At 68.3% G+C, this 19,314-nt stretch carries 17 protein-coding genes; 10 read left to right on the top strand and 7 right to left on the bottom strand.

The window, feature by feature from the left end:
* Nucleotides 1-25: 25 nt before the first annotated feature.
* The 3 genes from CS1GBM4_RS06795 to CS1GBM4_RS06785 all read right to left on the bottom strand — a co-directional run bounded on the left by CS1GBM4_RS06795 (nucleotide 26) and on the right by CS1GBM4_RS06785 (nucleotide 4,218).
* A complete protein-coding gene (locus tag CS1GBM4_RS06795; RefSeq protein WP_186417943.1) occupies nucleotides 26-1,618 on the bottom strand; it encodes a bifunctional aspartate transaminase/aspartate 4-decarboxylase in 1,593 nt (530 codons plus the stop codon).
* A 17-nt stretch (nucleotides 1,619-1,635) separates the two neighbouring features.
* Nucleotides 1,636-3,321 (bottom strand): aspartate-alanine antiporter, encoded by a 1,686-nt coding sequence (gene aspT, locus CS1GBM4_RS06790; protein ID WP_186417942.1) that lies wholly within the window; start codon nucleotides 3,319-3,321, stop codon nucleotides 1,636-1,638.
* A 213-nt stretch (nucleotides 3,322-3,534) separates the two neighbouring features.
* Nucleotides 3,535-4,218 (bottom strand): GntR family transcriptional regulator, encoded by a 684-nt coding sequence (locus CS1GBM4_RS06785; RefSeq protein WP_186417941.1) that lies wholly within the window; start codon nucleotides 4,216-4,218, stop codon nucleotides 3,535-3,537.
* Nucleotides 4,219-4,460: 242 nt separating this feature from the next.
* Here CS1GBM4_RS06785 and CS1GBM4_RS06780 point away from each other — a divergent pair, with 242 nt between their 5' ends.
* The 5 genes from CS1GBM4_RS06780 (at nucleotide 4,461) to CS1GBM4_RS06760 (ending at nucleotide 9,779) form a co-directional block, all read left to right on the top strand.
* The gene (locus CS1GBM4_RS06780; protein WP_186418050.1) at nucleotides 4,461-5,495 is read left to right on the top strand and encodes a 4-hydroxythreonine-4-phosphate dehydrogenase PdxA; all 1,035 of its coding nucleotides are present in this window, start codon (nucleotides 4,461-4,463) and stop codon (nucleotides 5,493-5,495) included.
* A 66-nt stretch (nucleotides 5,496-5,561) separates the two neighbouring features.
* Entirely contained in the window at nucleotides 5,562-6,557 is a 996-nt protein-coding gene (locus CS1GBM4_RS06775) for a tripartite tricarboxylate transporter substrate-binding protein (protein ID WP_186417940.1), read from the top strand.
* A 157-nt stretch (nucleotides 6,558-6,714) separates the two neighbouring features.
* Nucleotides 6,715-7,203 carry a tripartite tricarboxylate transporter TctB family protein gene (locus tag CS1GBM4_RS06770; protein ID WP_186417939.1) on the top strand — a complete coding sequence of 163 codons (489 nt, stop codon included), beginning with the start codon at nucleotides 6,715-6,717 and terminating at the stop codon, nucleotides 7,201-7,203.
* Between the two features lie 21 nt (nucleotides 7,204-7,224).
* Nucleotides 7,225-8,742: a tripartite tricarboxylate transporter permease gene (locus tag CS1GBM4_RS06765; protein ID WP_186417938.1), complete on the top strand. Its 1,518-nt coding sequence runs from the start codon at nucleotides 7,225-7,227 to the stop codon at nucleotides 8,740-8,742.
* A 119-nt stretch (nucleotides 8,743-8,861) separates the two neighbouring features.
* Nucleotides 8,862-9,779: a dihydrodipicolinate synthase family protein gene (locus CS1GBM4_RS06760; protein ID WP_186417937.1), complete on the top strand. Its 918-nt coding sequence runs from the start codon at nucleotides 8,862-8,864 to the stop codon at nucleotides 9,777-9,779.
* Nucleotides 9,780-9,824: 45 nt separating this feature from the next.
* Here CS1GBM4_RS06760 and CS1GBM4_RS24730 read toward each other — a convergent pair whose 3' ends face one another.
* The gene (locus CS1GBM4_RS24730; RefSeq protein WP_280177685.1) at nucleotides 9,825-9,959 is read right to left on the bottom strand and encodes a hypothetical protein; all 135 of its coding nucleotides are present in this window, start codon (nucleotides 9,957-9,959) and stop codon (nucleotides 9,825-9,827) included.
* Between the two features lie 185 nt (nucleotides 9,960-10,144).
* Here CS1GBM4_RS24730 and CS1GBM4_RS06755 point away from each other — a divergent pair, with 185 nt between their 5' ends.
* Nucleotides 10,145-11,380, top strand: coding sequence for an MFS transporter (locus CS1GBM4_RS06755; protein WP_186417936.1), 1,236 nt, complete (start codon nucleotides 10,145-10,147; stop codon nucleotides 11,378-11,380).
* Between the two features lie 106 nt (nucleotides 11,381-11,486).
* Nucleotides 11,487-12,473 (top strand): MDR family oxidoreductase, encoded by a 987-nt coding sequence (locus CS1GBM4_RS06750; protein WP_186417935.1) that lies wholly within the window; start codon nucleotides 11,487-11,489, stop codon nucleotides 12,471-12,473.
* Nucleotides 12,474-12,517: 44 nt separating this feature from the next.
* Here the strand turns inward: CS1GBM4_RS06750 and CS1GBM4_RS06745 are convergent, their stop codons facing one another.
* Nucleotides 12,518-13,426 carry a LysR family transcriptional regulator gene (locus CS1GBM4_RS06745; protein ID WP_186417934.1) on the bottom strand — a complete coding sequence of 303 codons (909 nt, stop codon included), beginning with the start codon at nucleotides 13,424-13,426 and terminating at the stop codon, nucleotides 12,518-12,520.
* A gap of 83 nt (nucleotides 13,427-13,509) precedes the next feature.
* Nucleotides 13,510-14,487, bottom strand: coding sequence for an L-threonylcarbamoyladenylate synthase (locus tag CS1GBM4_RS06740; protein WP_244607093.1), 978 nt, complete (start codon nucleotides 14,485-14,487; stop codon nucleotides 13,510-13,512).
* A 168-nt stretch (nucleotides 14,488-14,655) separates the two neighbouring features.
* On the opposite strand from CS1GBM4_RS06740, the gene CS1GBM4_RS06735 reads away from it, so the two are divergent.
* The gene (locus CS1GBM4_RS06735) at nucleotides 14,656-16,431 is read left to right on the top strand and encodes an acyl-CoA dehydrogenase (RefSeq protein WP_186417932.1); all 1,776 of its coding nucleotides are present in this window, start codon (nucleotides 14,656-14,658) and stop codon (nucleotides 16,429-16,431) included.
* Between the two features lie 212 nt (nucleotides 16,432-16,643).
* Here the strand turns inward: CS1GBM4_RS06735 and CS1GBM4_RS06730 are convergent, their stop codons facing one another.
* A complete protein-coding gene (locus tag CS1GBM4_RS06730; protein ID WP_186417931.1) occupies nucleotides 16,644-17,438 on the bottom strand; it encodes a class I SAM-dependent methyltransferase in 795 nt (264 codons plus the stop codon).
* A 68-nt stretch (nucleotides 17,439-17,506) separates the two neighbouring features.
* Between CS1GBM4_RS06730 and CS1GBM4_RS06725 the strand changes: the two genes are divergently transcribed.
* On the top strand, nucleotides 17,507-18,364 hold the full coding sequence (locus CS1GBM4_RS06725; RefSeq protein ID WP_186417930.1) for an SDR family NAD(P)-dependent oxidoreductase: 858 nt from the start codon (nucleotides 17,507-17,509) through the stop codon (nucleotides 18,362-18,364).
* A gap of 17 nt (nucleotides 18,365-18,381) precedes the next feature.
* Entirely contained in the window at nucleotides 18,382-19,242 is an 861-nt protein-coding gene (locus tag CS1GBM4_RS06720) for an NAD(P)-dependent oxidoreductase (RefSeq protein ID WP_186417929.1), read from the top strand.
* Nucleotides 19,243-19,314: the final 72 nt, after the last annotated feature.

Below are 19,314 nucleotides of genomic sequence, written 5' to 3'. Positions count from 1 at the left end.
GAGTTTTCTGGGCGCAGGGAGCGCCTCAGCCCCGGCTCTTCTCGTATTCGGCGTGCAACTGGTCCGCCATGCTGCGCAGGGCGCGCCCGATATTGGCGTATTCATACTCGTTGAGATTGGCGAGCGAGGCGCGGCCTGCCGGGTGCTGGGTGCCGAACCCACGTCCCGGCAGCAGCACGATCCCGGTCTCGTCGGCGATGCGGAACAGGAAGTCGCCGGCTGCCGAACGATCGAGCACCCAGGCCGCGAACGCGTCGCCATGGAGCTTGCGAGCGATCTCCTCGAGATCGAGCAGGGTGTAGTAGTCGACGGCATTGGGATCGCTGTCCTGTTCGACGCCGAGCTCGCGATAGAGCGCGGCCTGGCGCCGGCGGATCAGCTTCTTCACCTCGGCCTTGTAGCTGTCGCTTTCGTCCATCAGGGCGAACAGCGCGAACAGCACCATCTGGACCTGCTGCGGCGTCGACAGGCCGGCGGTATGGTTGAGCGCCACCGCCCGGCTGTCGGCGACGAGGCGGTCGATGAAGCGGAGCGATCTTACATCCGGCAGGAGCGAGCCGTAGCGCCGGTCGAGATTCGTCTTGGTCTCCTCCGGCAGGGCGCCGAGCGCGGCGTCGAAGACGTTCTGCTTGTGCGTGGCGATGACGCCGAGTCGCCAGCCGGTCGCGCCGAAATATTTCGAGAACGAATAGACCAGCATCGTATTCTGCGGGCAGGTCGCGAACAGCGAGCGGAAATCGTCGGCAAAGGTGCCATAGACATCGTCGGTCAGGATGAACAGGTCCGGCCGGTGTTCGCGCGCGATCGCGGCGATGCGGTCGAGGCTGCGGTCGTCCATCTTGACCGAGGGCGGATTGCTCGGATTGACGCAGAAGAAGATTTTGATCGCCGGGTCCTTGAGCTTGTCGAGCTCCTCGTCCGGGAATTGCCAGCCCCGGGCGGGATCGGCATTGATCGCGACCTCGACGAGCCCGTATTCGTCGAGCTCCGGAATCTCGATATAGGGCGTGAACACCGGCAGGCCGATGGCGACCTTGTCGCCGCGCTCGAGCAGGCCGTTCTGCTTCAGCGTGTTGAAGATGTAGGCCATCGCCGCCGTGCCGCCCTCGACGGCGAACAGGTCGACGCTGCCGGCCGGCAGGAAGCCGCCGATCATCTCCTTGACGATGTATTGCTTGACGATCTCCTCGCTAATCCTGAGCATGCGCGGCGGCACGGGGTAGTTGCTGCCGAGGACGCCCTCGACCATCTCGTGCAGGAATTCGGATGCCGGGAGCCCGAGCTGGTCGCGGACATAGCTCAGCGCCCGGCCGAGAAAGACGGCGCCCGGCTGGTCGCGATGCTCGGCCGTGAAGCGTTCGAACCGGCCTTCGATGCCCTCGATCTTCGGCAGGCCGCCGACGCCGTTCTGCATGTAGGAATAGGAGAGCTCGGCCTCGGCCACGGCGAACAGGCCGAGATGAAAGAAGGCGCGACGGGGCAGGGTCGCCAGGAAATTCGGATTTCCCCTGCCGGCGTTGAGCATCAGGCGGTTCGCCTTGCCCGATGCGAGCTTGATCAGCTCGTCCTTGAGCTCGAACGGGCTGAGCTTGGCGTATTTCGAATAGTCGGTGGTCATGGGAAACCCCCATCGGTTCAGGCGAAGGCGACGACGAGCGGCCCGAGCAGGGTCAGGAAGACGTTGGCGAGCGCATAGGTGATGGCGAAAGGCGTGGTCGGGATCGCGTTGCCGGCCTTGTCGAGGACCTCGCCGAAGGCCGGATTGGCGCTGCGCGCGCCCGACAGCGCTCCGGCGAAGATGGCGGTGTTGTCGTAGCGCAGGACATAGCGGCCGAAGAGCATGGTGATCAGCAGCGGCAGCAGGGTCACCACGACGCCGATCAGGAAGATCGAGAGGCCCTTTTCGGCGATCGTGCTGACGGCCTGGAGGCCGGATTGCAGGCCGACGACCGCGACGAAGCCGGCGAGGCCGAGATCGCGCAGCAGCGTCGAGGCTGCGCTCGGCATGTTGCCGATCGTCATGTTGCGGCTGCGATACCAGCCGAAGGCGAGGCCGGAGAGCAGGGCACCGCCGCCGCTGCCCAGGGTCAGCGGTATATCGCCGAACCGGAGCACGACGAGGCCGATCAGCAGGCCGGCGACCAGGCCGAGGCCATGGAAGACGAAATCCGTCTTGTCGCTCGGAATGATGATGCTGCCGACCTGCCGCGCCAGGCGCTGCACGTCCTCGGCCGTACCGTAGAGGCTGACGACGTCGCCGGGTTCGATCACCGTCCCGCCCTCGAGCGGCAACGGGTTGCCGGCTCGCTTGACAGCGATGACGTAGACGCCATGGCGCAGGGTCTCGGCCGTCGCGGCGCGAATCTCGGCCACGGTGCGCTTGACGAAGGCGGCGGCGGTGATCGCGACGTCCCGGGTGACGACGACGACATCCATGCCATCGGAGGCTTCGAGTTCCGGGCCGAGCTGCTCCGACAGGTCGACCACGCCCGCGCGGCGCCCGACCAGCAGGACGATGTCGCCGGTCTCGAGCCGCAGGGACGGTTCCGTGCCGATGAGCACGCCGTTGCGCTTGACCCGCTCGATGCTGATCGGCGGGGCGCTCGCGCCTTCGATCTCCGCCACGCTGCGGCCGGCCGCGCCCTCGATGCGGTAGATGCGTCCGACCAGCTCGGGCGTCGCGGCATGCTCTCCGACGCCGTAGCTGTGCGCGCCGGCATGGAGTTCGGCCTCGGCCTTGATCGCATCGTCGCGGATGCTTCGCCGCATCAGCCAGGGCAGGACGTTGACGCAGACGATGATCGCCCCGAACGAGCCGAAGATGTAGGTCACCGCATAGCCGATCGCGACATTGGCCTGCAGGCGCCCGGCCTCGTCGGCGGCGAGGCCGAGCTTGGCGATGGCGGCACCGGCCGTGCCGATGATCGCCGATTGGGTCAGGCCGCCCGCCGCGATCCCGGCCGCGAGGCCCTTGTCGAGGCCGAAGGCGCGAGCCAGCAGGACGACGGTGACGAGGCCGCTGACGGCGAGAACCGTGGCCATCGCGATCTCGCGCAGCGACTGGCGGCCGAGCGAGCGGAAGAATTGCGGGCCGCTCTCATAACCGACCGCATAGATGAACAGGGCGAAGAGGACGGATTTGATGCCGTTGTCGATCGAGACGCCGACCTGGCTGATGATCACCGCGGCGAGAAGCGAGCCGGCCACCCCGCCGAGCTGAAATTTGCCGAACTGAAATTTGCCGATCCAGTAGCCGATTGCCAGGGATAGGAACAAGGCGATCTCGGGGGACTGGGCAAAGAGGGCATGCGGCCAGGACATGAGCATTTCCCCCGACAGCGAAGTCTACGGAAAACAAGCCTTCTACTTGCTGATTGAAACTTAAATTTGATTCTTTTAGTTGCGCCGATGTAGCGTAGGCAACCAAGGCGGGCATGGTCAAGCATGCGGCGGCACTGATTGCTTAGGCGCCGTTGCGTCAGTTTGACGCTTGCGTATCTCGAAGGCTTTCGGTTCGCAGACGATGCGCGCCGGTCAGAGCACGTCGCGCACGCGCACCAGGGTCGAGTCCATGTGCCGGCCGATCGCGGCCGCCAGCGCTTCGCCGTCGCGCTTCAGCAGGGCGTCCATCATCTCTTCGTGCTCGGCCACGGCGCCGGCCCATTTCTCCGGGCCCTCGTTGCCGATGAAGCGCAGGCGCTTGATCCTGGCCTGCAGGGTGCCGTGCATCTCGACCAGGACGGCGTTGCCCGAGGCGGCGACGATGGCGCTGTGGATCGCCTGGTTGAGCTTGAAATAGTCGAGCCGGTCGCGCGTCTCGTAGAGCGCCATCATCTGGTCGTGCAGCGCCTTGATCGCCGCGATGCTCTCCTCGCTCGCCTGGGCACAGGCTATCCGGCCGCCGAGCTGCTCCAGGGTCTTCAGCACCTCGAGGATCTGCAGCAGGTCGTGCGCCGAGAACTTGCGGACGATCGCGCCCTTCGCCGGCTGGATCTCGACCAGCCCTTCGCTCGCGAGCGTCTTGATTGCCTCGCGCAGGGGCGTGCGCGACACGCCGAGCTGCGCGCCGACGGCGCCTTCGTTGATGCGCTGGCCGGGCGCGAGCCGGCCCTCGATGATCATGTCGCGCAGCCGTTCGAGCACCTCCTCGTGCAGGGTGCGGCGGGTGATGCGCGGATAGGCCTGCGCCTCGCTCGACATGCCGGCCTCGTTCGTCATCGCGGCTCTCCTTTGCACCTGTACGGCATGGCGCTTTCGCGCTGTCAACGCGACGGGCTTCGCGCCGGTATCGCGACACCCGCGTTCGGCGTGGCCTCGCCTGTGGACGGGTGAAGCCTGCCGCATGCGCGGCAGGGTAGTGCGTTTCCGTTATGCTGCATACAGCATACTTGCTATCGCCGACCGCAGCATGGTAGGCGATGGGCACGCAGACCGGCGGCGGCCGGCTTCGGGAGGACGAGATGGATACGAAGGCGCAGGCTTCCTTGCCGGTGATCGCGGTCGCCATGGGCGATCCCTCCGGTATCAGCCCGGAGCTGACCGCCCGCATCCTGGCCGAGCCCGATCTGCGCTCCGCCGCCCGCTATATCGTCTTCGGCGACTATCGCCTGCTCCAGCTCGGTGCGCAGGATGCCGGCCTGATCCCCGATCTGCATGTCGTCGGTGACGGCGATGCCCTGCCGGCCGATGCCGGCAAGCCGATCTTCGTCGATCTGAAGAATCATGACCCGGGCGATCTCCAGCGCGGCAAGGCGACGCTCGCCGGCGGCAGGGCCGCGACCGAGAATTTCCGCCGGGCGCTGCGCCTGGCTGCCTCGGGCAAGGCCGATGCGGTGTTCTTCACCCCCTTCAACAAGGCGGCGATGCGCTTTGCCTATCCGGGCTATGACGACGAGATCCGCTTCGTCCGCGATGCGATCGGGTTCGACGGTCCGGCGAGCGAATTCAACGTCCTCGAGAAGCTCTGGAACGCGCGCGTCACCTCGCATATCCCGCTCTCCGAGGTCGCGCGGAACATCACCCAGGAGCGCATCCTGCGCGCGCTCGACCTCGCCGAGACGAACCTGCGCGCCGCCGGCTTCGACCCGCCGCGCATCGCGGTCGCCGGCATCAACCCGCATGCCGGCGACGGCGGCAATTTCGGCCGCGACGAGATCGAGGTGATCGAGCCGGCGGTTCAGGCGGCCAAGGCCAGGGGCTACGCCGTCGAGGGGCCTTTCCCGTCCGACACCGTGTTCCTGCGCGCCAGGAACGGCGATTTCGACGCCGTCCTGACGATGTATCACGACCAGGGCCAGATCGCGATGAAGCTGATGGGCTTCGATCGCGGCGTCACCTTGATCGGCGGCTTCCCCTTCCCGATCTGCACGCCGGCCCATGGCACGGCCTATGAGATCGCCGGCAAGGGGATCGCCAATCTCGGCGCGACACGCGCCGCGCTTTCGCTGGCGATCAAGATGGCGAGCGAGGGCAGGGCGGCGCGCAAGGCCGCCTGAGCCCACCCCGGCAAGCGGCCGCGAAGAGCCGCGCCTCATGTCAACGAACGTCCAGGGAGAAACAGCATGAAACGTCTCTGCATCGCGGCCTGTCTCGCCGCCGCTTCCTTCGCCGTCGCGGCGGCTCCCGCCGCGGCCTGGCAGCCGAGCAAGCCGATCGAGTTCGTGGTGACGTCTGGTGCCGGCGGCGGCACCGACAATTTCGCCCGCGTCATCCAGTCGATCATCACCAAGCACAAGCTGATCGAGCAGCCGATCGTGGTTCTCAACAAGGGCGGCGGCAGCGGCGCGGAGGGCTATGTCTACGGCAAGGGCGGCAAGGGCGAGCCCCATCGCGTCGTCTTCGGGACCAACAACGCCTATCTGCTGCCCTATGTCGCCAAGCTCGGCTACAAGTTCTCGGACCTGACCCCGGTCGCCGCGCTGGCGCTCGACGAGTTCCTGATCTGGGTCAACGGCAGCGCGCCCTATGAGGACGCCCAATCCTATATCGAGGCGGTGAAGGCCAAGCCCGGCAGCTTCAAGATGGCCGGCAGCCAGTCGAAGGACACCGACCAGACGCTGACGGCGATGATCCAGGACGCGACCGGCGCCCGCTGGATCTACGTGCCCTTCCAGGGCGGCGGAGCGGCCGCGACCCAGCTCGCCGGCGGCCATGTCGATTCCAACACCAACAACCCGAACGAGAACATCGGTCAGTGGAAGGCCGGCCAGGTGAAGCCGCTCTGCGTCTTCTCGCCGGTGCGCCTCGCCAAGAGCGAGCCGGTCCATGGCGGCAAGGGCTGGGGCGACATCCCCACCTGCAAGGAGGCGGGCCTGCCGATCGAGTCCTTCCAGATGCCGCGCACGGTCTGGCTGCCGGCCGATGTCCCGGCCGACGCTGTCGCCTTCTACGCCGATGTGCTGGAAAAGGTCAGCAAGACGCCGGAATGGGCCGAGTTCATCGCCCGCACCGCGCAGACCGGCCGCTTCATGAAGGGCAAGGAGTTCGCCGATTTCGTCGCCAAGGACGAGGCCGCCAACGCCAAGGTCTTCAAGAACGAAGGCTGGGTGGTGAACTGATCGAAGCCAGTTCGTCGTCATTCCGGCCGCAGCGAAGCGGAGCGCCGGAATCCATCGTAGAACACGCCGCCCTTCGATGGATTCCGGATCTGCGCCGCTTCGCGGCTTGTCCGGAATGACGGGCTTTGCTGGATGGGGAAATGTAGGAGGAAAGCCGATGATCAGCCGCTTCCAGGCCGAGATCGCGACCGCGCTGGCGACGCTCGCCTTCGGCCTCGTCATCGTCGTCGGCGCCCGCGAGTTCGGCATCGGCTGGGATTCCTCCGGACCCCAGCCCGGCGCCTTCCCCTTCTATTGCGGCCTGCTGATCGCCCTCGCCAGCCTCGGCACCATCGCGACGACGGTCGGCCGGCGCATGGGTGGCTCGGCGGCGCTCGCCGGCATCGTTCTCGACAGGGAGCAGGCCGGGCGCGTCCTCGCCTTCTTCCTGCCGATGCTCGCCTTCGTCGTGCTCAGCGTCACGCTCGGCATGTATGTCGCGATGCTGCTCTATCTCGTCTTCGCGATGCGCTTCCAGGGCCGCTTCGGCTGGCTGCCCTCGCTCGCGACGGCGCTCGCCACCGCCGCCTTCTTCTATCTCGGCCTCGAGAAATTCGCCCAGGTCGGCCTGCTCAAGGGGCCGGTCGAGGCGATGCTCGGCCTCTGATCCTGCGCGCCGGAGCCTTTCATGGAAAACTTCGCCTCGCTCCTCCACGGCTTCGAGGTCGCGCTGACGGCGCATCATGTCGCGCTGATGATGGCCGGCGTGCTGCTCGGCATCCTGGTCGGCGTGCTGCCGGGGCTGGGCGCGCCGAACGGCGTCTCGCTGATGCTGCCGCTGACCTTCACCATGGACCCGGTCTCGGCGATCATCCTCCTGACCTCGCTCTACTGGGGCGCGCTCTTCGGCGGCTCCACCACCTCGATCCTGTTCAATATCCCCGGCGAGCCGTCCTCGGTCGCCACCACCTTCGACGGCCATCCGATGGCCAAGCAGGGCCGGGCGACCGAAGCGCTCTCCTTCGCCTTTCTGTCGGCCGGCTTCGGCGCCATGGCCGGCGTCATCCTGATCACGCTGCTTTCGGGCTGGGTCGCGCGCTTCGCGCTGAAATTCTCGTCGCCGGAATATTTCGCGGTCTATTTCATGACCTTTGCCAGTTTCGTCGGCCTCGGCGGCGCCTCGCCGCTGAAGACGATCGTCTCGATGGCGATGGGCTTCGCGCTGGCCTCGATCGGCATGGATTCGGTCTCCGGCAATGTCCGCCTGACCTATGAGTTCGACGTGCTGCTCGCCGGCGTCAGCTTCCTGATCGCGGTGATCGGCCTGTTCGGGCTCGGCGAGCTGCTGCAGACCATGGAGGAGGGGCTGCGCTTCGACGGGGTCAAGGCCAGGGTCAGCCCGCGCGACGTGCTCGCCACGGCGCTGAAGCTGCCGCGCTACTGGCTCGCTCTGCTGCGTTCCAGCATCATCGGGATCTGGATGGGCATCACCCCGGGCGGCCCGACCGCGGCTTCCTTCATGAGCTACGCCATGGCCAAGCGCTCTTCGCGCCGGCCGGAAGCCTTCGGGAAGGGCGAGCCCGAAGGCGTGATCTCGCCCGAGACGGCCGACCATGCCGCCGGCTCCTCGGCCATGCTGCCGATGCTGGCGCTCGGCATTCCCGGCTCTGCGACCGCCGCCGTGATGATGGGCGGGCTGATGATCTGGGGGCTCAACCCCGGCCCGATGCTCTTCGTCGAGCGGCCCGACTTCGTCTGGGGCCTGATCGCCTCGATGTATCTCGGCAATGTCGTCGCCGTCGTCGTCGTGCTCGCGACCGTGCCGCTCTTCGCCTCGATCCTGCGCATTCCGTTCTCGATCATCGGCCCGGCGATCGTGGTGGTCTGCTTCATCGGCGCCTATACGGTCGCCAGCAAGGAGTTCGACATCTGGCTGGCGCTCGCCTTCGGCATCGTCGGCTATCTCTTCAAGAAGCTCGACTATCCGATCGCGCCTCTGGTGCTCGCCATGGTCATCGGCGACAAGGCCGAGGACGCCTTCCGCCAGTCGATGATCTTCAGCCAGGGCTCGCTCTCGATCTTCTGGTCGAACCCGCTGGTGGCGAGCCTGATGGCGATCGGCCTCGCGCTGCTGCTCTTCCCGCTGATCGGCTCGACGCGGCGCGGCATCCGCAAGCTGGTGACGGCGCGGGCGGCGAAGGCCTGACGGCGATGCCGGCGCCCTTGTCGTCGAATGTGTAGCGCATTGCAGTCCGGCAAGCTCTACGAGGGAGTGCCGCTGCCGTTCTTGCTCCTGCTCGAGGTTTCAGGAAGGACACCATTGCCATGAGCGAACCCTATAAGGGCATCATCCCGATCGCGCCGACGATCTTCCACGAGAATGGCGACCTCGACCATGACGGCAATCGCCGGGTCATGGACCTGATGGTCGACCAGGGCGTCGACGGCATCTGCATCCTCGCCAATTTCTCCGAGCAGTTCCTCCTGACCGACGCCGAGCGCGAGGAGGTGATGCGGCTTTCGCTCGAGCAGGTCGCGGGCCGCGTGCCGGTCTGCGTCACCACCTCGCATTTCTCGACCCGCATCGCGGCGCAGCGCGCCAGGGCGGCGGCCGAGGCCGGCGCGCAGATGCTGATGATGATGCCGCCTTATCACGGCGCGCTGCTCAAGGCCGACGAGCAGGGCATGATCGAGCACTTCAAGATCGTGGCGGATGCAGCGGGAATCCCGATCATCCTCCAAGACGCGCCGCTTTCCGGCGTGACCATGACGGTGCCCTTCATGGTCAGGCTCAACCGGGAGGTGCCGCTCGTCCGCTACTTCAAGATCGAGCAGCCGGGCACGGCGGGCAAGCTGCGTGCCCTGATCGAAGCCGGCGGCGATGCCATCGTCGGTCCGTTCGACGGCGAGGAGGCGATCACGCTGATGGCCGATCTCGATGCCGGCGCCACCGGGACGATGACCTCGGCGATGATTCCCGACCTGATCAAGCCGATCCTGGCCGCCCATGCCGCAGGCGATCGCAAGCAGGCGGCGGCGCTCTATGCCCGCGTGCTGCCGATCGTCAATTACGAGAACCGGCAATGCGGCCTGCGCTCGGCCAAGGCGGTGATGAAGGAGGGCGGCGTGATCGGGTCCGATGCCGTCCGCCATCCGCTGACGCCGCTGCATCCGAAGACGCGCGAAGGCCTGATCGAGCTCGCGCGCGAGCTCGATCCGCTCGCCCTCCGCTGGGGCAGGTAGTCCAGTCGATCCTGCTGCCCGCCGTCGAAAAGCGGGCAGCGATCGTCAATAGGCGCCGATGCCGCCGGAAGGCGGAGGCATGTTGCCCCGTCGATCTCTGGTGATGAATTCCGGCGTCACCAGCAGCATCCGGGACAGCCAGGAGGAGTAGGCGGACAGCAACTGCACGACGGCACGCATAGCTAGCCTCCACATTTGCGAGAGCAACTCTAGCAGAACAACACCCTGTTTGCCGGCGCATTCCGATGACCTTGCCGCGTGGCGATCATGCAATCCTGTGATGCGCAACGTAACGAAATCGCGTTGGCGACCATGGTCCGCAGACCCTATCGTGCAGACACACGTTTCTTGCTCCGGAGCCTCTCATGACCGCAACCGCCAAGCGCGGCTACGCGCCGGAGATCATCGTCGCCGCCGGCTGCCTGATCGCGCTGATCAGCTTCGGCCCGCGCGCCAGCGCCGGCCTGTTCCAGATCCCGATGACCTCCCAATATGGCTGGGGCCGCGACATTTTCGGCCTGGCGCTGGCCATCCAGAACCTGCTCTGGGGCCTGGGCGCCCCCTTCGCCGGCGCGATCGCCGACCGCTTCGGCCTGGTGCGCGTGCTCTGCGTCGGCGCTCTGCTCTATGCCGCGGGCCTCGTCATGATGGCCTATGCCTCGACGCCGCTGCAGCTTCATCTCGGCGCCGGCGTGCTGATCGGCTTCGGCCTGTCCGCCTGCTCCTTCAACCTGATCCTCGCCGCCTTCGGCAAGCTGCTGCCGGAGCAATGGCGGCCGCTCGCCTTCGGCGCCGGCACCGCGGCCGGCTCCTTCGGCCAGTTCCTGTTCCCGCCGATCGGCAACATCCTGATCGAGACGCTGGGCTGGCAGCAGGCGCTGATCGTCTTCGCCTTCACCCTGCTGCCGGTGATCCCGCTCTCGGTGATGCTGGCGACGCGCGGCACGAACCAGGCGAGCGCCGCCCCCGGAGCGGCCGCCACGCCCGGCCAGAGCATCCCGCAGGCGCTGGCCGAGGCCTTCAGGCATCGCTCCTACGTGCTGCTCGTCCTCGGCTTCTTCACCTGCGGCTTCCAGCTCGCCTTCATCACCGTGCACATGCCGGCCTATCTCAAGGACACCGGCATGCCGGCCTGGGTCGGCGGCTGGACGCTGGCCGCGATAGGCCTCGCCAACGCGGTCGGCTCGCTCGGTTCCGGCTGGCTGACGGCGCGCATGCCCAAGCGCCATCTGCTCGCCTGGATCTATTTCGGCCGGGCCGTCGCCATCGCCGCCTTCATCCTGCTGCCGCCGAGCCCGCTGACCGCGATCGCCTTCGGTATCGTCATCGGCGTGTTCTGGCTCTCGACGGTGCCGCCGACCTCGGCGCTGGTCATGCTGATGTTCGGCACCAAATACATGGCGATGCTCTACGGTTTCGCCTTCTTCTCGCACCAGGTCGGCGGCTTCCTCGGGGTGCTGCTCGGCGGCGTGCTCTACGAGCGCTTCGGCTCCTACGACATCGTCTGGTGGCTCTCGGTCGCGCTCGGCGTCGCCTCGGCGCTGATCAACCTGCCGATCGTCGAGAAACCGGTGACGCGCGTCGCGCCGCAGCCGGCCTGACCAAGGACGCACCGGCTTGCCGCTTGCGGGTGGCGGCCGGGCGCGGTCAACTCTCGGGAGGCGGCGCGGTTCGCCGAGAGCGCAGGAAACATCCCGGGAGCATGCCATGTCGACCTTCAGGGCCCTGATCGCCAGCAAGGGGGAAGCCGGTACCAGCGTCGCTTTCGGCGCCTTCGCCGAAGCCGACCTGATGGAGGGCGACGTCACCGTCCGCGTCACCCATTCGACGCTGAACTACAAGGACGGGCTCGCCATCACCGGCCGCGCCCCGGTCGTGCGGCGCTGGCCGATGATCCCCGGCATCGACTTCGCCGGCAGGGTCGAGACGTCCGAGCACCCGGATTTCAAGCCCGGCGACCTCGTGATCCTCAATGGCTGGGGCACCGGCGAGACCCATCTCGGCGCCTACGCGCAGAAGAGCCGGGTCAGGGGCGACTGGCTGGTGCCGCTGCCCGAGGGCATGACGCCGGCCGACGCGATGGCGATCGGCACCGCCGGCTTCACCGCCATGCTCGCCCTGCTGGCGCTGGAACGTCATGGCGTGAAGCCGGCCGACGGCCCGGTCGTCGTCACCGGCGCCGCCGGCGGCGTCGGCTCGGTCGCGATCGCGCTGCTCGCCAGGACCGGCTGGCACGTCGTCGCCTCGACCGGCCGCCCCGAGGAGGCCGATTACCTGAAGCGCCTCGGCGCAGCCGAAATCATCGACCGCAACGAACTCTCCGGCCCCGGCCGCCCCCTCGGCAAGGAGCGCTGGATCGCCGGCGTCGACGCTGTCGGCTCGCATACGCTCGCCAATGTCCTGTCGATGACGAAATATGGCGGGGCCGTCGCCGCATGCGGCCTGGCGCAGGGCATGGACCTGCCCGCTTCGGTCGCGCCCTTCATCCTGCGCGGCGTCTCGCTGCTCGGCATCGATTCGGTGATGTGCCCGAAGCCGCGTCGCCTCGAGGCCTGGGCCCGTCTCGCCCGCGACCTCGACCGCGACAGGCTCGCGGCGATGACGACGACGATCCCGCTCGATGATGTCGTCGAGACCGCCCGCGCCCTGCTCGACGGCAAGGTCCGCGGCCGGGTGGTGGTCGAGATCGGCTAGAATTTTGAGGGAAGCGGACACCTGCTCGCGCGATGCGATGGCAGTCAACCCGCTCCCTCGATCAGCGCCTTGCGCTTGGCGAGTTCGCCGCCGACGAAGTCCATGAAGGCGCGCACGCGCGGGGCGTGCCGGATGTCGGGATGGGTCAGGATCCACAGGCCCGTGGAGAAATCCGGGTCCGGCGGCAGCAGCCTGACGAGCCCGGGGCGCTGGTCGGCGATGAAGCAGGGCAGGGGGCCGATGCCGATGCCGCGCTCGACCGCTTCGGTCAGGCCGAGCACAGCCGAGGAGCGCAGCGCGATCCGTTCGGCCGGAACATGGTCGCGGACATAGCGCGCCGCCTTGACATAGCCGAGCGGATCGCCGAGCGCGACCCAGTCGCGCCGGAACAGCAGCCTGGGGTCGGCCGCTTCTTCCTCCGTCGCGGGCGCGTCGGCGCGGGCATAGACCGCCCAGCTCAGCGTGGCGAGACGGCGGCCGACCAGCGTTTCGCCCGGGGAATCGCTGGCGCGGATGGCGACGTCGGCGTCGCGCCGCGACAGGTTGAGCGTCTGGCTAGCGATGACGATGTCGAGCCGGATCAGCGGATGCGCCGCCCGGAAGGCCGCGAAGATCGGCAGCAGGACGTGCAGGTAGAGCGTGTCGGTCGTGGTGATGCGCAATTCGCCCGAGGGCGCGAGGTCGCGGCCGGCCAGGCGGCGGCCGAAGGCGGTGACGTCGTCGTCGATGCGCGAGGCGAGAGTGGTCATCTCCTCGCCGGCCGAGGTCGCGACATAGCCGGTCTTGCGACGCTCGAAGAGTGCGTGGCCGAGCTGCTCCTCGATCTGGCCGAGCCGGCGGAACACCGTCGAATGATTGACGCCGAGCGCCGCGGCGGCCCCGGTCAGCCCGCCGGCGTCGGCGATCGCCTTGATCAGGCGGAAATCGTCCCAGGCGAGCTTGGATGTCGGCAATGGACGTTCTCCGTCGGTCTCGCGCGCAGCATTGCCGGATCTTGCGGAATTGCAAGCGGCTGCAAGCGAGCCCGCCGGCCTCGTCAGCGTGGCGCCGCCGCCCGTCGTAGACGATCGTTGATCGCCTCGCCGAGGCCTCGCATCGGGATCGGCGCCACGGCGATCGTCGCCGGGCCGCGATCGTCGAGCCGGCGCAGGGCGGCGAAGAGATTGGCCGCAGCCTCGGTCAGGTCCCCCGTCGGGCTGAGATTGACGGCGAGCGCGGGCAGGACGCCGTCGTGCGGCTCGGGCCCGAAGCCGAGCCAGGCCTCGCCCGGGCCCGGCGCTTCCGCATCGAGCCGCACCGCGGCGCGCGGAGCGTAGTGCGAGGCGAGCAGCCCCGGGGCGATCGGGGCGGCGCCGCCGTCCGCGACGATGGCGAGCGGCTGCCCGATCGCCGCCTCCAGCGCCGCGCGCGGCACGCCGCCGGGGCGCAGCAGGCGCGGCGCCCCGCCCAGGCAGGCGACGATGCTGGATTCGACCCCGACCGCCGTCGGGCCGGCGTCGAGCACGGCGTCGATGCGGCCGTCGAGATCGGCGAGCACATGCTCGGCCCGCGTCGGGCTGACCCGCCCGGAGCGATTGGCCGACGGTGCCGCGATCGGCCGGCCGGCCGCCTGCAGCACGGCATGGGCCACCGGATGGGACGGCACGCGCAGCGCGACGCTGTCGAGACCGGCGCGGGCGAGGCCGCAGACGGTGCAGCCGCCGGATGCCGGCACCACCAGCGTCAGGGGGCCGGGCCAGAACGCCCTCGCCAGCGCCAGCGCCGGGGCATCGAAAAGGCCCTGGCGCCGCGCCGCATCCAGATCCGGGAGATGCGAGATCAGCGGATTGAAGCTCGGGCGCTCCTTGGCGGCATAGATCGAGGCGACGGCGCGATCGTCGCTGGCATCGGCCGCGAGCCCGTAGACCGTCTCGGTCGGCAGCGCGACCAGCCTGCCGGCGCGGAGCAGGTCCGCCGCGGCGGCGATGCCCGCTGCATTGGCGGAAAGGCGCTGGGTCCGGCGGGATGCTGTCACGGTCACCCTTGAAAGTTCATATCTAAACTATAACAATGCCGGTCCGGCATGCGCGAAACTGCGCCGGGTGGCGCGTGGCGAAGCGAATTATTCGCGGCTAGCATGGCCGTCAAACGCAACGATACGGAATGTCCCGACAGAATGTCGCGGGCGCCGAGGGAGAGAACGATGTCGTACCGCGCTCCGGTCGAGGATATCCTGGCGACGATGCGCCATGTCGCCGGGCTCGACGCCCTGATCGCCGAGGGGCTCGCTCCCGAGCTCGCCGATGGCGTCACCGAGGCGGTGCTGGAGGAGGCGGCGAAGTTCGCCGGCGATGTCCTCGCTCCGCTGAACGCGATCGGCGATCGGCATGGCTCCAGGCTGCAGGACGGTGTCGTCGTCACCCCGCCGGGCTGGAAGGAGGCCTATCACGCCTGGGCCCAGGGCGGCTGGAACGCGCTGCCGGCGCCCGAGGCCTATGGCGGCCAGGGCCTGCCGACTTTGGTGCAGTCGGCCTGCACCGAGATGTGGAATTCGGCCGCGTTCGCCTTCGCCCTCGGCCCGTTGCTGACCGTCGGCGCGATCGAGGCGCTGCACGCCCACGGCTCCGACTATCTGAAGCAGACCTATCTCGCCAAGCTCGTCTCCGGCGAGTGGATGGGCACGATGAACCTGACCGAGCCGCAGGCCGGCTCGGACCTCAATGCGCTGCGCTCCCGGGCCGAGCGGGTCGGCGACGGCACGTACCGCATCACCGGCCAGAAGATCTTCATCACCTATGGCGAGCACGAGATGACGGACAACATCGTCCATCTCGTCCTCGCCCGCCTGCCCGATGCACCTCCCGGGACGCGCGGCATCTCGCTCTTCCTCGTGCCGAAATACCTCGTCAACGCCGACGGCTCGCTCGGCGCGCGCAACGATGTCCGCTGCACCGGCGTCGAGCACAAGCTCGGCATCCACGCTTCTCCGACCTGCGCGATGAGCTATGGCGACAATGGCGGCGCGATCGGCTGGCTGATCGGGGAGGAGAATCGCGGCCTCGCCTGCATGTTCACGATGATGAACAATGCCCGCCTCAACGTCGCGGTGCAGGGCGTCGCCATCGCCGAGCGCGCCTATCAGCAGGCGCTCGCCTTCGCCCAGGAGCGCAGGCAGGGCACGGCGCTCGACGCGCCCAAGGGCGCGCCGATGAGCCCGATCATCGTCCATCCCGATATCCGCCGCATGCTGATGGAGATGCGCGCCAAGACGCAGTCGGCGCGCACACTCTCGCTGCTGCTCGCGGCGACGCTCGACCGCGCGCATCGCGAGACCGACGAGGCCAGGCGCAAGGCGGCGGCCGAGCGCGCCGCGATCATCACGCCCGTCGCCAAGGCCTACGCCACCGATATCGGCGTCGAGGTCGCCTCCACCGGCGTGCAGGTCCATGGCGGCATGGGCTATGTCGAGGAGACCGGCGCCGCCCAGCATCTGCGCGATGCCCGTATCGCCACGATCTACGAGGGCACGAACGGCATCCAGGCGATCGACCTCGTGCTGCGCAAGCTTCCGCTCTCCAATGGCGATGCCGTCAGGGCTCTGATCGGCGACATGCGCGGCGTCGTCGCACAGGTGCGTGAGGCCAATACGCCCGGCTTCGGCCACAGTGCGGCGCGGCTCGGCGCGGCGGTCGACTCGCTCGAGCGGGCGACCGAATGGATGCTCGCGACCATGGGCATCGACCAGGCGAGCGCGCTCGCCGGCGCCACGCCCTATCTCAAGCTGTTCGCGCTCGCCCAGGGCGGCACGGGCCTGGCGAAGAAGGCGCTGGCGATGCGCGACGACGTCCAGGGCGCTGCCGCGCTGGCGACCGCCCGCTTCTACGCCGAGCACCTCGTCGGCGAGGCGACGGCGCTCGAGCTCGCGGTCACGGAAGGCGCCGGCGCCGTCGAGGATTCGGCCGCGGTCTTCGCGGCGTGAAAGCGACGCTGACCCTGCCAGCGATGGCCGAGGGGACAACCGCGGGGAACCCTTCTCCCGGATGGGAGAAGGGCAGGGATGAGGGCCTGCCCTATCCGCAGAAGGCGCGGCGGCACCGTTTCGTTGCAATCATCAGCGGCGGTCCCTCACTCCTACCCCTCTCCCATCCGGGAGAGGGGATCCCGCGCTTCATCGTCACGAATGGCGCCGCATCAAGGTCGGACCGGCTTCCGCACGCGCATGTGCAGGAAGAGCGGCGCGATATAGGTGTCGGCGAGATAGGGCACGGCCTTGGCCGTCTCTTCATCCACACCCGGCTCGTGCATGTGCTCGATCCGGAAGCCGGTGGCGATCAGCAGGTTCACCCAGTCGCTCAGCGTACGGTGGAAGCGCGGCACCCTGAACGGCTCGACCCTGGCCCTCTCCTCGGCGGGGGCCGCGCCGAAGCGCCAGCTCTCGATCGCGCCGTCGCCGACGTGAAAATACTCCCGGACCTCGAGGCCGAGCACATTGCCGGCCTCGTCGCGCAGCACCTTGCGTCCCGGTGTGGCGAAGCAGGGATGCAGGATCGAGAACTGCAGGAAGCCGCCGGGCTTCAGCACCCGCATCGTCTCCGCCAGCACGCGGTCCGGGCGCGGCATATCCATCAGCGACATGAAGGCCGCGGCGAAATCGAAGGAGGCATCGGCGAAGGGCAGGGCCATGCCGTCGGCGATGCGATAGGTGATCCCGAGCGGGCTGGCAGCCTCGGCTTCGCGTGCGTGGCGGATGAAGGTCGGAGCGATGTCGATCGCGGTGATGCTCGCGCCGGCCTGAGCGAGCTTGCGCGTGTTCGAGCCTTCGCCGCAGCCGATGTCGAGGCCGGTCATGCCAGCGATGTCTGGCAGGTTCGCGAAGAAGGCTGGGGTGTTCTGCGCGTCCCGGTAGAGGTCGTATCCGGCCCGCGCATGCCGGGTCCAGGTTTCCGCATTGGCCTCCCAGCAGGCCGCGACCTCGCTCGCTTCCATGATCGTCCTCGCCGGTCGGGGGAGGGGGCTTCTAGCGGAGCCGCTCGCATTGCGCCAGCGGTATCGCCATGACCGATGATAGCCCGCCAAAACCGCTCGCCGGCAAGGTCTGTCTCGTCGCCGGCGCCTCGCGCGGGCTCGGGCGCGGCATCGCGCGGGCGCTCGGCCAGGCCGGCGCGAGCGTGATCGTCACCGGACGCTCCAGCGAGGCCGGGCCGCGCACCGACCAGCGCGCGGAAACCTTCGAGGACACGGCCCGCGAGGTCGAGGCGGTGGGCGGGCGCGGCGAGCCCTATCGCTGCGACCACACCAATGAGCGCGAGGTCGACCAGCTCGTGGCCTGGTCCCTGCGCCGCTTCGGCCGACTCGACTGCGTCGTCGACGCGGTCTGGGGCGGCAATGAAGGCTATGATGGCGAGCGCTATCCGGACGGTTCCGCCTTCGCGACGCCGTTCTGGCGCCGGCCCGTGGCGCGGCTGGGCCAGAGCTTCGAAAGTGGTGTCTATGCTCAGCTATTGCTGGCCCGCGCCGTCGCGCCGGCCATGGTGCAGATGCGCCGGGGGCTGATCGTCACGGTGAGCTTCGACACGGCGGCCGGCTATCTCGGCGACGTCTTCTACGATCTGGCCAAGACGGCGATGAACCGGCTGACGCTGGCGATGGCCCGGGAGCTCGGACCCTATGGCGTCACCGCGCTCGGCCTGTCGCCCGGCCATGTCCTGACCGAGCGGGTGCGAGACGCCGGCCTGGCCGCCGAGACAACCGAGACGCCGCTCTATGCCGGCCGCGCGGTTGCGGCGCTGGCGGCCGATCCCGCCGTCGCGCGCCATGCCGGGCAGGTGCTGCATGTCGCCGACCTTGCCCGCGCCTATGGCTTCACCGATGCGGACGGCAGCCAGCCGGAACGATTCAGCTTGCAGGGATAGAGAGGGAGGAGACCAGAATGTCGCTCAAGGGCAAGACGCTCTTCATCACCGGCGGCTCGCGCGGCATCGGGCTCGCCATCGCCGTCAGGGCGGCGCGCGACGGTGCCAACGTCACCATCGCCGCCAAGACCGCCGAGCCGCATCCCAAGCTCGAGGGCACGATCTACACGGCCGCGGCGGAGATCGAGGCGGCCGGCGGCAGGGCCCTGCCGCTGATGGTCGACGTCCGCGACGAGGCGAGCGTCGCCGAGGCGATCGCCAAGACGGCGCAGACCTTCGGCGGCATCGACATCGTCGTGAACAATGCCAGCGCGATCTCGCTGACCAACACGCAGATGACCGACATGAAGCGCTTCGATCTGATGCATCAGATCAACACCCGCGGCACCTTCATGGTCTCGAAATACGCCATTCCCCATCTGGAAAAGGCGGCGAACCCGCACATCCTGATGCTGTCGCCGCCGCTCGACATGAAGGCGCGCTGGTTCGCGCCGCACCTCGCCTACACCATGGCCAAATACGGCATGAGCCTGTGCGTGCTCGGGCTCGCCGGCGAACTCGCGCCGAAGGGCATCGCCGTCAACGCGCTCTGGCCGCGCACCACGATCGCGACCGCGGCGGTGCAGAACCTGCTCGGCGGCGACAAGATGGTGCAGGCGAGCCGCACGCCGGAGATGCTGGCCGATGCCGCCTGGATGATCTTCAACAAGCCTTCGCGCAGCTTCTCGGGCAATTTCCTGATCGACGACAGCTTCATGGCGAGCGAGGGCGTCACAGACTTCACGCCCTATCGCGTCGACCCGTCGGTGCCGCTGATGCCGGACTTCTTCGTGCCTGAGGAGATGACGCCGCCGCAGGGCGTGAAGGGCGGGGTGTAGCCGGTCGGCATGCCGGCCGGGGCCGCCGGTTTGACATGGCCGGGCGTTTGCGATTGGTGCGGCAACCCGGCC

Source organism: Allobosea sp. CS1GBMeth4 (genome assembly GCF_900185715.1).
GTDB lineage: Bacteria > Pseudomonadota > Alphaproteobacteria > Rhizobiales > Beijerinckiaceae > Allobosea.
The sequence above is the reverse complement of the archived record's forward strand: the minus strand, read 5'-3'. Positions and strand labels throughout refer to the sequence as shown.

Excerpts from the sequence above, each read along its gene's own strand:
- CS1GBM4_RS06795 (WP_186417943.1), bottom strand. The coding sequence starts at position 1,618 with ATGACCACCGACTATTCGAAATACGCCAAGCTCAGCCCGTTCGAGCTC.
- aspT (WP_186417942.1), bottom strand. The coding sequence starts at position 3,321 with ATGTCCTGGCCGCATGCCCTCTTTGCCCAGTCCCCCGAGATCGCCTTG.
- CS1GBM4_RS06785 (WP_186417941.1), bottom strand. The coding sequence starts at position 4,218 with ATGACGAACGAGGCCGGCATGTCGAGCGAGGCGCAGGCCTATCCGCGC.
- CS1GBM4_RS06780 (WP_186418050.1), top strand. The coding sequence starts at position 4,461 with ATGGATACGAAGGCGCAGGCTTCCTTGCCGGTGATCGCGGTCGCCATG.
- CS1GBM4_RS06775 (WP_186417940.1), top strand. The coding sequence starts at position 5,562 with ATGAAACGTCTCTGCATCGCGGCCTGTCTCGCCGCCGCTTCCTTCGCC.
- CS1GBM4_RS06770 (WP_186417939.1), top strand. The coding sequence starts at position 6,715 with ATGATCAGCCGCTTCCAGGCCGAGATCGCGACCGCGCTGGCGACGCTC.
- CS1GBM4_RS06765 (WP_186417938.1), top strand. The coding sequence starts at position 7,225 with ATGGAAAACTTCGCCTCGCTCCTCCACGGCTTCGAGGTCGCGCTGACG.
- CS1GBM4_RS06760 (WP_186417937.1), top strand. The coding sequence starts at position 8,862 with ATGAGCGAACCCTATAAGGGCATCATCCCGATCGCGCCGACGATCTTC.
- CS1GBM4_RS24730 (WP_280177685.1), bottom strand. The coding sequence starts at position 9,959 with ATGCGTGCCGTCGTGCAGTTGCTGTCCGCCTACTCCTCCTGGCTGTCC.
- CS1GBM4_RS06755 (WP_186417936.1), top strand. The coding sequence starts at position 10,145 with ATGACCGCAACCGCCAAGCGCGGCTACGCGCCGGAGATCATCGTCGCC.
- CS1GBM4_RS06750 (WP_186417935.1), top strand. The coding sequence starts at position 11,487 with ATGTCGACCTTCAGGGCCCTGATCGCCAGCAAGGGGGAAGCCGGTACC.
- CS1GBM4_RS06735 (WP_186417932.1), top strand. The coding sequence starts at position 14,656 with ATGTCGTACCGCGCTCCGGTCGAGGATATCCTGGCGACGATGCGCCAT.
- CS1GBM4_RS06730 (WP_186417931.1), bottom strand. The coding sequence starts at position 17,438 with ATGGAAGCGAGCGAGGTCGCGGCCTGCTGGGAGGCCAATGCGGAAACC.
- CS1GBM4_RS06725 (WP_186417930.1), top strand. The coding sequence starts at position 17,507 with ATGACCGATGATAGCCCGCCAAAACCGCTCGCCGGCAAGGTCTGTCTC.
- CS1GBM4_RS06720 (WP_186417929.1), top strand. The coding sequence starts at position 18,382 with ATGTCGCTCAAGGGCAAGACGCTCTTCATCACCGGCGGCTCGCGCGGC.